This window comes from Candidatus Campbellbacteria bacterium, assembly GCA_024653945.1.
Lineage (GTDB): Bacteria > Patescibacteriota > Minisyncoccia > Phycocordibacterales > EsbW-18 > EsbW-18.
The window spans coordinates 148,797-161,326 of record JANLIT010000003.1 but is presented as its reverse complement, the minus strand read 5'-3'; the positions used below and the strand labels follow the sequence as shown (position 1 = coordinate 161,326).

The 12,530-nt window shown below is 41.9% G+C and carries 14 protein-coding genes and 1 tRNA gene; 11 read left to right on the top strand and 4 right to left on the bottom strand.

The window, feature by feature from the left end; genetic code table 11:
- The first annotated feature begins 58 nt into the window (after positions 1-58).
- Genes NUW02_02650 through NUW02_02640 form a run of 3 tightly spaced genes read left to right on the top strand, consistent with a single transcriptional unit; the run spans position 59 to position 3,200 of the window.
- Positions 59-985, top strand: a complete 927-nt coding sequence (locus tag NUW02_02650; protein ID MCR4274925.1) for an ABC transporter permease — start codon at positions 59-61, stop codon at positions 983-985.
- Between the two features lie 6 nt (positions 986-991).
- The gene (locus tag NUW02_02645) at positions 992-2,656 is read left to right on the top strand and encodes a CTP synthase (protein ID MCR4274924.1); all 1,665 of its coding nucleotides are present in this window, start codon (positions 992-994) and stop codon (positions 2,654-2,656) included.
- Between the two features lie 7 nt (positions 2,657-2,663).
- A complete protein-coding gene (locus NUW02_02640; protein ID MCR4274923.1) occupies positions 2,664-3,200 on the top strand; it encodes a cob(I)yrinic acid a,c-diamide adenosyltransferase in 537 nt (178 codons plus the stop codon).
- 10 nt (positions 3,201-3,210) lie between these two features.
- Here NUW02_02640 and NUW02_02635 read toward each other — a convergent pair whose 3' ends face one another.
- The 4 genes from NUW02_02635 to NUW02_02620 all read right to left on the bottom strand — a co-directional run bounded on the left by NUW02_02635 (position 3,211) and on the right by NUW02_02620 (position 6,839).
- The gene (locus tag NUW02_02635; protein ID MCR4274922.1) at positions 3,211-5,538 is read right to left on the bottom strand and encodes an ATP cone domain-containing protein; all 2,328 of its coding nucleotides are present in this window, start codon (positions 5,536-5,538) and stop codon (positions 3,211-3,213) included.
- Positions 5,539-5,755: 217 nt separating this feature from the next.
- On the bottom strand, positions 5,756-6,109 hold the full coding sequence (locus NUW02_02630; protein ID MCR4274921.1) for a hypothetical protein: 354 nt from the start codon (positions 6,107-6,109) through the stop codon (positions 5,756-5,758).
- 93 nt (positions 6,110-6,202) lie between these two features.
- Positions 6,203-6,544 (bottom strand): hypothetical protein, encoded by a 342-nt coding sequence (locus NUW02_02625; GenBank protein ID MCR4274920.1) that lies wholly within the window; start codon positions 6,542-6,544, stop codon positions 6,203-6,205.
- Positions 6,525-6,839: a hypothetical protein gene (locus tag NUW02_02620; GenBank protein ID MCR4274919.1), complete on the bottom strand. Its 315-nt coding sequence runs from the start codon at positions 6,837-6,839 to the stop codon at positions 6,525-6,527. Before NUW02_02620 ends, NUW02_02625 begins: the two co-directional genes overlap by 20 nt.
- Before the next feature lie 187 nt (positions 6,840-7,026).
- On the opposite strand from NUW02_02620, the gene NUW02_02615 reads away from it, so the two are divergent.
- From NUW02_02615 to NUW02_02580, 8 genes are all read left to right on the top strand, one after another.
- Positions 7,027-7,097, top strand: a tRNA-Gln gene (locus NUW02_02615).
- An 11-nt stretch (positions 7,098-7,108) separates the two neighbouring features.
- Positions 7,109-7,678: an alpha/beta hydrolase gene (locus NUW02_02610; protein MCR4274918.1), complete on the top strand. Its 570-nt coding sequence runs from the start codon at positions 7,109-7,111 to the stop codon at positions 7,676-7,678.
- 102 nt (positions 7,679-7,780) lie between these two features.
- A complete protein-coding gene (locus NUW02_02605; protein ID MCR4274917.1) occupies positions 7,781-8,389 on the top strand; it encodes an HD domain-containing protein in 609 nt (202 codons plus the stop codon).
- Positions 8,390-8,619: 230 nt separating this feature from the next.
- Entirely contained in the window at positions 8,620-9,177 is a 558-nt protein-coding gene (locus NUW02_02600; GenBank protein MCR4274916.1) for a CYTH domain-containing protein, read from the top strand.
- Between the two features lie 122 nt (positions 9,178-9,299).
- On the top strand, positions 9,300-9,725 hold the full coding sequence (locus NUW02_02595) for a hypothetical protein (protein MCR4274915.1): 426 nt from the start codon (positions 9,300-9,302) through the stop codon (positions 9,723-9,725).
- A gap of 113 nt (positions 9,726-9,838) precedes the next feature.
- Positions 9,839-11,032: an MFS transporter gene (locus tag NUW02_02590; GenBank protein ID MCR4274914.1), complete on the top strand. Its 1,194-nt coding sequence runs from the start codon at positions 9,839-9,841 to the stop codon at positions 11,030-11,032.
- A 118-nt stretch (positions 11,033-11,150) separates the two neighbouring features.
- Entirely contained in the window at positions 11,151-11,684 is a 534-nt protein-coding gene (locus tag NUW02_02585) for a DoxX family membrane protein (GenBank protein ID MCR4274913.1), read from the top strand.
- A 196-nt stretch (positions 11,685-11,880) separates the two neighbouring features.
- Positions 11,881-12,525, top strand: coding sequence for a YdcF family protein (locus NUW02_02580; GenBank protein ID MCR4274912.1), 645 nt, complete (start codon positions 11,881-11,883; stop codon positions 12,523-12,525).
- The last annotated feature ends 5 nt before the right edge of the window (positions 12,526-12,530 follow it).

The following is a 12,530-nucleotide window of genomic DNA, read 5'->3' as shown; positions in this document are numbered from 1 at the left end:
AAAAATTAGATATTATTTCGGATTTCGACATTCGGATTTCGTGCTTAATGTAACTATTATGTTTTGGATTAACACAAAAAGAATACTGAAAGCGGGATTTGTGAATTTTTGGCGCAACGGTTTTGTGTCGCTCGCCTCTGTCCTGATTATGGTGGTAACACTGTTTACTCTCGGAGCAGTTATTTTTTCTGGAGCAATATTGAATGCATCACTGCTGCAATTGAAAGAAAAAGTTGATGTGAATGTGTACTTTTTGACGGACGCCACAGAGACCGATATTTTAAAGCTTAAAGGAGCTCTTGAAGCACTTCCTGAGGTGGCAACCGTTGGGTATGTTACACGCGAACAAGCTCTTGTAGCATTTCAGGAGCGACACAAAGACGACCAAACAATTCTCGGCGCACTTCAAGAGTTGGATGATAACCCACTTGGTGCGGTATTTAATATTCGCGCAAAGGAGACATCTCAATATGAGGCTGTCGCGGCGTTCTTAGATAGTCCAGCATCTCTCGGAAGTAGTAATAATGTTATCATTCAAAAAGTAAACTATAACGATAATAAGGTGGTTATAGAAAAATTAAGTAATATCATTAATTCAGCAGAACGACTCGGACTTGCTCTCAGTGTGATTCTTATTGTTCTCTCCCTCATTATTACATTCAATACTATTCGGCTTGCGATTTACACTGCACGCGAAGAGATTTCAGTTATGCGCCTTGTCGGTGCTGGAAATATGTATGTGCGTGGACCATTTGTTGTTGAGGGTGTTATGTATGGTATTGTGTCTGGAATACTTGTCCTTGCACTCTTTTACCCTCTGACGTACTGGATTGGGCCATTTACCAAAGAATTTTTTGGTGCAATGAACTTGTTTGAATATTACGTAAGCAATTTTGGAGAGATGTTTCTCATTATTCTTGCTGCTGGAATTTTTCTTGGTGCAATCTCAAGTTATCTCGCTGTTCGTCGGTATCTTCGTGCATAACACACCATGACCCTCCGTCACCGACACAAATATATTTTTGTTATCGGGGGTGTCATGTCGGGTATCGGTAAAGGAATCACCACTGCCTCCATTGGTAAAATCCTTCAAGGAAAAGGGTATAGGGTTAATCTTATGAAAGTTGACCCGTATCTTAACGTTGATGCTGGCACCATGAATCCAACAGAACACGGTGAAACATTTGTACTTAATTCTGGACTTGAAACGGACCAAGACATGGGGAACTACGAACGCTTTTTAGGAGTTGACGCTGTCACGGAGGATTACGTAACGAGTGGTATGGTGTACTACAACGTATTAACACGTGAACGTGCTCTTGGATATGGGGGGAAGTGTGTTGAAGCAATGCCTGATATCGTGAATGAAATAACAGACAAAATTACCCACGCAAAGCGGCATGGGCGGTCTGATGTCACTGTGGTTGAGATTGGTGGAACAATCGGTGACTATCAAAATACACTTTTTATTGAAGCTGCCCGAGTCATGAAAATTGAGCATCCCAACGATGTCGTCTTTGTTCTTGTTAGTTACGTACCAATGCCAAAAAGTATTGGTGAAATGAAGACACGCCCTACTCGTATCGCTGCACAGGCATTAAATTCATACGGTGTACAGGCAGATTTTATTATTGCGCGAAGTGATGTTGTTATGGACACCAAGCGACGAGAGAAGCTTGCTGCGGGATGTATGATTCCTCCGGCGCACGTTATTTCAGCACCAGATGTTAAAAGTATTTATGATGTTCCTTTGAATTTTGATAAGGACCATATTGGCAATCTACTCTTAAAACATCTCGGGTTGTCCCACAAGAAAAATGACTTGCGTGATTGGCAGACGTTCGTGCACAAAAAAAATCGCGCAAAAAAAGAAATTTCTATTGCTATTGTTGGAAAGTATTTTGATACAGGTGACTTCACTCTTGCTGATTCGTACATATCAGTTATTGAGGCAATCAAAATATCGGCGTGGACGCTTGGATATACACCAAAGCTCACGTGGTTAAATGCAAAACATTTTGAACAAGATGTTTCATTATTAAGAAAAGTGGGCTCTTTTGACGGTGTTATCGTACCTGGAGGTTTTGGTTCCTCTGGTGTTGAGGGAAAAATCGCTGTTATCAAGTATGTACGGGAACACCACATTCCGTTTTTTGGTTTATGTTATGGAATGCAGTTGGCTGTTGTAGAATCAGCAAGACATATTCTCAAATGGAACGACGCACACACAACAGAAATTGCTAAAAACACCACACATCCCGTTATTGATATTTTGCCAGAGCAGAAGGAGCTTTTGAAAGCAGGGCACTATGGTGCAACAATGCGATTGGGTGCGTATCAAGCGAATTTGCAAAAAGGAAGTATTGCTGCTCGTGCATATACCACATTAAAAATTTCTGAACGACACCGTCATCGCTATGAAGTAAACCTAGACTACATATCAGAACTTGAGAGGGCGGGACTTGTTTTTTCTGGACGTTCCCCCGATGGAAAACTCATGGAAATTGTTGAACTACCAAAATCAGTCCATCCTTTTTTTCTTGGTACACAATTTCATCCAGAATTTAAAGCACGGCCGACGTCCCCACACCCGCTATTCAGTGCTTTTATTATAGCTGCAACAAAAAGACGCTTGAAAAAAACTAAGAGCGTCTAATACACATATGTTATTTACAAGAAAAGGTGATGATGGTACATCGGGATTATTTGGAACAAAAGATCGTCTCTCTAAAGATAGCCCTCTTTTTGAGGCGCTTGGCACAGTTGATGAACTTAACTCATTGCTCGGTGTTTGTTTTGCGATAGCACACACACAAGACACTGGCACAATTTCCCTTGCATCCATACTCCATCAGATTCAGGAGCACCTCTTTATCGTACAAGCAGAACTTGCTGGGGCAGATAAAACCATCTCTCACGAGCACGTGGTGTGGCTGGAGGGTGTATCAGGGGACATTGAGGCACTTATTGGGAGTCCAAAAACCTTTCTCATTGCTGGGGGGACAGAACTCTCAGGTCTTCTTGATTTTACTCGTGCGGTGTCACGCAGAGCAGAGCGACGCGTTATTTCTGCACACCACCAAAAACTCATATCTTCAGAGACAAGTATCTATCTCAACCGACTCTCAAGCGTGCTCTACGCACTCGCACGATATGCAGCATGGAGGGCTGGCGCACACGAACAAGCACCTTCATATTAACTGAGTTGTGTTACGCGCTTACTGATTTTGTCGTCTCAGTTGGCATGTCAATTTCACAGAGACCACCGACGCACGCAAGTTCTTTTTTCTGCTCCGTTCCGTCGGTGAGTTCATAGGTAAGTAGTTTGGAGTAATCAACATCAGGAAAGGCAGCAACAAGCTCTTCATATCGCTTCTTGTTTATTTCTTCATATGGTGCAAGTTGGTACACATGATCAAATCGTGGAAGAAAGGAAAGTCCGCCAATAATCTCCCAGTTTTTTTGAATCCAATCTACAACACTAATCCACTCATCTTCACCAACAGAAATGGTTGCAGACGGGTTATGTTCCGTGTAATTGAGTTTTACATTTTTCCAATACTCAAGTTGTTCCAATGCCGTAAAGTCGTCTTTGAATTTGGAACTTTCAGGTGATTCAACAGGAAACTCAAGTACATACGTTGTTGCATTCTCAAGTGTTTGACCAACTTCCGGGTAATAAGGTACTCCTTGGTCACGTAGCATTTTGAAGAGTGAGTCTGCTATGGAAATTCGTACACGGCGAATGTAGTACTTTGAATGGCGAGGATGAATACCCGATGAGCAGTTAAATGTTTGTGAAACGTTTCCTGATGGTTTGACTGCCGTAACTGACATTGATGGCTTAATACCAAAGCGTTTTGCATACACTGCATTTGTTTTAACTGCCGTGTCTCGCATAGCACGCAGTGTTTCCGGTTGACGTGATGCCTCACAGTCCCATTGACCAGTTACAGAAACGCCCAACAATGCCTCATCCCTACAATGTTTGGTCCAGTCCTTTGAAATATATTTGAAGTTGGTGAGTGATGCTTGATACGTACCGAGAATGGAAGCCAAGCGTGCCTTGCGAACTAGGCTTTCGGGTGTGTCATCCGCACGAGCAATTACTTCCGACAAGTTACAGAACTGTTTTGATTGGAGAATAATTTCTCCGCATGGATTGGGTCCAATCGGTCCCTGCACTACACCATCGTCATTAATAAAACCAACCTTCTGAAAATATGCAACTCGTCGTTTTGGCATTGTATTTGCAAGTGCACCGCGGTTAAATATTCCGCGCTCTCCAGAGTTACTTTTCATGAGTGCCACCCACTCCTCCATGAGCTCTGTATTGGACGGTTTTGTTTCGTACACAGCGGAGTTGTTTGCCACTGAACGGTACGGCTCTGTATTGAAAAACTGCCCCTTTTTAGCATCACGCAAGTCAGAGTCATCAAGGTCAGATAAGCTAATCATTGCTGTTCGGCGTACACCTCCTGAAACAACACATTCACCGATTTTACAGATGATATCGTGTGCATCAATTGGTCGCAGGCGACGACCTTGTCGTTTAAATATTCTTTCGCGTGCAAATGCAAGAAGAGAACGAAGTGGTTCTGGACCGGATGCTTTGCCACCCATAACCTTAAGACGCGAACCGGCTGGACGGATTTGTGAGAAATCAAATTCAATATCGCGACCGGAGTACCATGTCTGTAATCCCAACGTCAAGGCGTCACACCAACCCTCTTTTGAGTCAACAATGACGTGGGATGGCAATTTTTTTCTACCTTGCTTTTGTATCTGGGGAAGTTGTTCAATGTTTTGACTTTCAACTGCAAACCCAACCCCACATCCCTGCATAGAGAGGTACATAATTTCAGCGAAATCCTCCAGTTTTGTTGGTGCGGTAAATGTGCAGTTGTATGCGCACGTGTTACATCGACGAGCTGCTTCTCCCGCAAATTGCATGAGTCGCATGGACGGCATAATTTCTTGTTTGAGTATTGCTTCTCGTAGTTCAGCATATTCTTTAGCGGAAAGTTTTTCGCCAAGATTTTCTTTCATGAACGATACATAGCGGTCCACTGTTTCTACCCACGTCTCGCGTCTATTTTCTGATTCAATCCATCGTGCATAGGTGCGCAAGTATACAAACTCACCAAGTGCGTTGTTATGGAAATATTTTTTACTCTCAGAGGCAAGTGCGCGCACATGTTCTGGCACATCTCCTTGCTCAGCGCGTACACGAGCACGTTCCGCTCGGTATAAAATATACGCTTTTGCTGTTGCGCCAAATTTGTGGAACATCAACTCTGTTTCAACAGCATCCTGCACGTTCTCAACGGTTGGTGTATATATTTTGTTGAGCATTTTTCGCTCAAGAAGTCTTTTGGTAACACCCTCAGCTATCGTTTGCGGTGCTCCGTCACGAAATTCTCCAGCTGCTTTCATTGCCTTTTCAACCGCAAGAGCAATTTTTGTAGAATCAAAAGGTTTTTGAGAACCATTTCGTTTAAGAATGGTAGTGAGCAGGGCGCTTTTCGTTCGGGACATAGGATAAAAGAATTACTTTATAAAGGTGTATGCATTATACTCGTGTCTACCCACGAACGGGTATAAAAAACTGTGGAAAAAGTGCACGGACACGAAATGGGAGGTAGGTCCAGAAGGTACTTCAAAAAAGGTTTCTTACATTGACCAAAAAAGACACTCTTTTAAAAAAGAGACAAAAAGAAAAACATAAAACACGTCATTTGGTGTCCGAGGGGTGTTAATGGAAGGCCTCCACGAAAAAGACACAGTCCTCTGGTTTTGTCATTTGGATTTTTTCCACAAGATCGTTGCATGCCTTCTCTTGACCACACACATAGACATCACTGATATCAAATTGTAGGTTTTTAATATGGTCTTGAATGTGCCCTGTGTGTTTTAAAGGTGTGTGTTCAGATGGACGAGATATGGTGTATGTATATGAGACGTTCGTGTTCTTTTGTGCCACATCTTCAAAAAACTCTTTGTACAGAACGTCATTTTCATCTCTTGAACCTGTCACAATAACAATTTCACGCAGAGGAGAGTCTTTTGCTAGATGGTGTGTAAGTGCTTTGATAACCGAAACGCCAATACCAAAACCAAATAAAAATATTTTTTTTATGACACATCTTATCCGCGATGTTGAGTCTAGATATAGGTACGAACAACTCGCGCAAGTTAATATCTATACAAGCACAAAACCAAGAAGACCAAACTCTTTTATTTTTTCGGTGTAGTTCGGATAGGAGTTGTAGATTTTTTTCATTTCCTCAATCGAAGAAATACTCGGCATCACTTTCTTGAAAGGAATTTCCTTGACCATACCATCAACGCTCGGCCAATGATATATTTTGGTAACTTTCTTTGAGAACCGATTTTTTCCGCACACAAAAATCAACTCGTCTCCAACTTTGATATTCTGATGTCGAGGTGTACCCGCGCGCGTTTCAATACTTTTTAGACCACTACGCACTTCTTCAAAAATACCTGTATCAGTTTGTCTAAGCCTAAGTGCGTGGGATGTCATTGTCTTTTTTAGGAAAGCCCCACTGCCATCGTGGTTTTTCTCCAGTTTTGTAACAGATTGCAATAAGAACAATCACAAGGATGAATGTTTGCACAAGAAATGCGACGGGTACATCACCAGAGAGTGATTGGGTATCTGTTCGGTACGCATTGCCAACTATCAAAGCGATAAAGAGCAGAAGTATCAGCCAACCCTGCCACGTTGCAGGAGTCCAACCCCACCCAAATATTTTTCGTTTGAACCAGTATTTTTCAGGATTATCTTTAAGATACTCAATGTATTTTTGTACTATCATACATAAAGTGTACGCTCACTGCCGTGCTAACGAAAGGGGATTGAAAAAAGCCCCAAAATAGGGCATTGTGTAGCTACTTTGCTGGGTCATCTAACGCTCCCTGTTTGTTCAAGAGCAAAGCGATTGAATACAAACAGCAGTGCAAGCGAGGCCTTTGGCCGAGTCGTAGTAGGACACAACTATGTATTGCTGGGTCATCTAGCGGTAGGATGCGACTCTCTGAAAGTCGTCACCTTGGTTCGAATCCAAGCCCAGCAACAAACACTTTTATGAAACGCGCATTTATTGTTCATCGATGGTCGGGGGGCGCAAGTGATGATTGGCGACCGTGGCTTAAAAAAGAATTAGAAAACAAGAGTTACGAGGTTTTTGTTCTTGAAATGCCAAGTACAGATACCCCCGTTATCGAGAGCTGGGTAAATCATTTGGCATCTGCAGTTGGAACACCGGACGAAAATACATATTTCATTGGTCACTCGATTGGGTGTCAGACGATTCTCCGTTATTTAGAGTCAATCAATACTCCGATTGGTGGTGCAGTGTTTGTTGCTGGTTGGTTTAATCTAGCAAACCTAGAAGGCGATGAGGTAAAAGAAATTGCGAGACCATGGATAGAGACCCCAATTAGTAAAGAAAAGATAAAGGGAGTAATATCTCGCTCAGCCCTTCTTATCTCGGACAATGATCCTTATGGATTTTTTAAAGAAAACGTTGCTGGATTCAAACAATTGGGAACGGAGGTCGTTGTCCTTCATAATGCTGGTCACATAACAGAGGATGATGGCTTTAAGGAATTGCCTCAAATTTTTAAAGATCTTGGTATCCTGACCTCAAAATAAGTATTCTACCATCGTCCCATACAGCCAACACGCTTATGCTACGTTAGGTGATTGAGAGGTATAGCTCACTATCTCGAATATGGCGTGTGATAGAATAAAAATATGGAAAAAGATATAGGACAGATACTGGACTTTCTTAAGGAGATAAGGAAACTTCATCATACCTATCGTTTCACACCCCAACCGAACGGTGGATACGAAAACGACGCAGAACACTCATGGTCTGTTGCAGTAACTTGCATGCTCCTGAAACCTCGTCTTGAAAAGGAGTTTGAAACAAAACTAGACGGTGAAAAGATGCTCAAGATGGCACTCATACACGACCTTGCAGAGATACAGACCGGTGACACAAAAACGTGGGATACCGATTCGAGAGTGAATAAAGAGGAAAAAGAACGAGCGGCGATACATAGCATGACAACAAAACTTCCAGACGATCTTCGAGATGAAGTATTAAAACTGTGGGAAGAGTGTGAAGCAAAAGAAACACCAGAAGCAAAAGCTGTGAAGTCAATTGATCGGTTTGATTCCGTTGTTCACCGAACGACATTTGAAATTGGATGGAAAGGAAAAATGGAAGAGGAACATGCCACCGTCTCTGCACTTGATGCACGCCAGCTTCCTCGACACTCTTTTTCAAAAGTTTTAACGATGTTTTATGAACTAATCCGAAACGAAGGGGTGTCCAAGGGGATGTTTCATCAGGACTAAAACATAGACACCCCACCAGTCTTTTTACTGTCTATCGTATCTATCGAGACCCGACTGAGAGGCCTCGTTCTGCTATACTGAAATCGTCTCAGAAACCCCTCAACGGTCTTGTTGGGCAAGGTTTCAGACTGACTCAGCCAACACGCTTATGCTAAGTCAGGTGATTGAAATGCCTCAAAAGAAGGTACTTGCTTATTGAAAAATGAATACTTAAGTTAAAATTGAAAAACATGGAACACAAAGAAATAGAATGCAGATTTTTGGAGATAGATAAAGATAAGTTGGTTAAAATCCTGCTTGGTCTTGGCGCAAAAGATTTAGGTGAAGTGATGCTCGAAGAAACAATTATTTACGATCAAGCTCTTAAGTGGAAGGAAGCAAATCGTTTTGTTCGGATAAGGAAAACGGGAGAGAGGGTAAAGCTTTCATATAAAGAACATAATGCTCATGCGGTAGATGGTGCGTATGAAATAGAGTTTGATGTAAGTGACTATAAAAAGGCTGAGTTACTCTTTGAGAAGGTGGGACTTGTACCGTACCGTCATCAGCAGAAAAAGCGCCACACACTTGAGTTGGATGGGGTTACGTTCGACATTGACACATGGCCCCGTATTCCGACCTATGTCGAACTCGAAGCTGAAAATGAGGGTGATTTAAAGAAGGTGGTTTTAAAAATTGGGTATGACTGGAAAGATGCGATTTTCAACAATGCCGCTTGGGTTATTGAGGAGAAGTATGGGATTCCGGTAAGGAAGTTGCGATGGTTTACTTTCGACAGAATGGAATAAAACAAGGCTAGATCGAGATGGGTTGGGGGTACTTAGTAACTCGTGACCGAGTTCTAGTCCAGCAACACGATATTTATAGTTAGTAGTACGCAAAAGGAGCAACTAAAGAATAAATAATCAAGATGAAGAATATCATTAAGCTATCCGTTATTTCTGAGGTTGACGCCCAAAGTCATGCAATTTTAAAAGTGCAAGAAGGTTCTGTCATAATGAGAGGTGGTGATGAAGATGGGTACGACTTTGAGTGTGGAAATTGCAATGAGGTGTTGGCTACGAATGTTTTCCATCAACAAATTCGTAATATAGTCCTTATCTGTAATAGATGTGGAAAACACAATATAATAAGGTTTGATTGGAGTGTTTATATATTTAAGTATTTTAGAGAGGAAATAAACTATTCTGCGGTTCTTGTGGGACTTATCCTTGCCCTATCAGTATCTATTTATACGGACTTTAGTGTTTTAACAAAAATAGTGATTACTGTAGTAACAGTGGTTTTGTCTCTTTTTTACAAAACCCTAGTGCAAATTTTTCAAGAAAATAATTAGCAGTCTGAGTTTATAAAAAAGGTTCCACCATCATCCCACAGGGTCAACAACTGAAAATGAATAAAAAATTGTTTTTGTGGTCCCTCTACGATTTTGCAAATTCCATAGTTTTAATGGGATTTCTATTTTATTTTTCACAATGGCTTGTTATCGATCAGGGGAAGCCCGCTTGGTGGTATAACATTGCGCTCGTTGTTGCCTCTGTTCTTTTTATTTTTACGGCACCTATCATAAGTAAGAAAATTGATACCCTAAAAGTAAAAATTATAGGGCTTCGCTTCTGGACCGCTCTTACTTTCATCGGATATTTAGTAGTGGCTCTACTCACGATGCTTTCGGATGGCGCAGAGGCTTTGGTTACAGTGGTATATGCACTTTCAACGTATACGTACCTTACCTGTTTCTTGTACTTTACTCCGATGTTAAATGATTTGTCGAATGGTACTGATCGTTCATGGAAATCAGGAATAGGGCAAGGTGCAAACTCACTTGGTCAGGTGGTAGGAGTTTTGATTACTCTTCCTTTTGTAAATGGAATTACGTTATTTGGTGATCCGGGAAGGGCACAGGCTTTGTTGCCCGCCACAATCCTTTTTGGATTACTTGCATTGCCCATGCTTCTTTTTTATCGAGAGGATCAAAATATAGTTTTGATTAAGAATAGTATTGAACCTCGACCAACCCTCGTGTCTTTGTTCAAAGAAGTTTTTGCATATAAACCCTTGGCGCTTCTTTTGATTGCCTACTTTTTATTCAGTGATGTGATGCTTACATTTGCCAATAATTTTCCGCTTTACTTAGAAACCGTGCATCAGACAACTGACACTGTAAAATCTATTCTTACCGCAGGCATTCTTGTTCTTGCGGCCGCAGGAGCAGTTCTCTTTGGTAAAATTGCTGACAAAAAAGGAAATCTAAAGGTTTTGAAAATGATTCTTATAACGTGGTGTTTCATTTTTCTGGCGATGGTGTTGGTCACAGATTTTAAGATACTCGTCCCAATCTTTCTATTTGCTGGGATATTATTTGGTCCAGTGTGGGGGATAAGCAGAGCCCTTGTAGGGGAACTTGCTCCACCAAACCTCGTAGCTTCTTCTTTTAGTTATTATGTCGTTGCAGAGAGGTTTGCAACATTTGTTGGTCCCGCTATATGGAGCATTGTTCTTGTTGTTGTCGGAGAGAATGTTCGAGGATATCAAACAGGACTTGCCTCGCTTGCTCTGCTTCTGGTAGTAAGTCTATTTTTCTTAAATAAGATAGAGAGGAGTAAATTAAAAGCACTCGCTGGACTAGCGGAGCAAGGTTAATTCGGTGTTATTATGGTTCCAACATCGTCCCCCCCCGGCCGTAGCCTATGGGCGAGGCACACAGCCAGCAACCATATTTTGAGGTACAATTATCTTATTACTAGCCACATTCATTTTTATGCAACATTACCACATTGAGGAGTCACCGATTTCTCATTTTTTATTTAACAACACGAAAGTTGCTTGGTTCTGGCTTTTTGTACGACTCTATGTCGGATACGAATGGCTTGTAGCTGGTTGGGCCAAAGTTACCAGCGATGCGTGGGTTGGGTCTGGCGCCGGAGGTGCTATTACCGGTTTTCTTACCAAGGCTCTAACTAAAACGGCTGGCGCACATCCTGACGTACAGGGATGGTATGCAGACTTTCTACAAAATGTTGTGCTCGCATACCCGGTCTTCTGGTCACACCTCGTTGCGTGGGGAGAATTGGTGGTCGGCATAGCACTTATTCTTGGTCTTTTCACGGGCATTGCGGCATTCTTTGGTCTCTTTATGAATTTGAACTATCTGCTCGCAGGCACGGTGAGCTCAAACCCCGTACTCTTCACCCTTTCAATCGGATTGATTCTTGCATGGAAAGTTGCTGGCTACATTGGCATAGACCGTTATCTTTTGCCGAAACTGGGTACTCCGTGGGGAAGGGCACTCTGAAATACACCCACACATGAATACAGTAGGTACAAACATTACGATATTTATTTTATTTTTTGGAGTTGCAGTCATCCAAGCAATTCAGACCCGCAATTGGCCTATGGTTTCCTTCTGGGTTGCAATCGGTCTCGTATTTCTCCTAGCTGGTTTAAAAAAGTCTTGATAGGAAGATTTCAAAGTAGCGTATACTTAGGGAATGAAGCGTTTCAAACTGTATGTTCTGGTGAGCTTGTGTTTTTTAATTGCTTTTATTTTTGTCACCAATAGTGTTATCTATGTAGGGACTAAACCATACATATATAGTGACGTTACATCTGCTCCAGATGCCGAGGCGGCACTTATTCCTGGGGCGGCTGTTTTAGGAGATGGTACACTCTCACCTATTTTTGTAGACCGTGTTGAAATGGCCATTAGATTGTATGAAGCAAGAAAGGTGTCAAAAATTCTTGTTTCTGGCGACAACAGCACCGTGAGTCACAATGAGGTGAATCCAGTTCGCCTTTATCTTATACATAGGGGTGTTCCCGACCAGGATATTTTTCTTGACCACGCAGGTTTTGATACCTATAGCACCATGTATCGTGCGCGTGACATTTTTGGGGTTTCTTCCGTGCTCATTACCACACAGTCGTTCCATTTACCTCGTTCTGTTTTTATTGCACGCCGACTCGGAATACAAGCGTATGGGGTAAATGCGGATGTTGGAAATATTCTTTTCCGCAACACTATTCGCGAGGTTTTTGCCAATGAGAAGGCAGTACTTGATCTCATGTTTCATACAGAGCCAAAATATCTGGGGGAGGAAATCCCAATAACCGGAGACGGTAGAAACTACCCATAATTTTT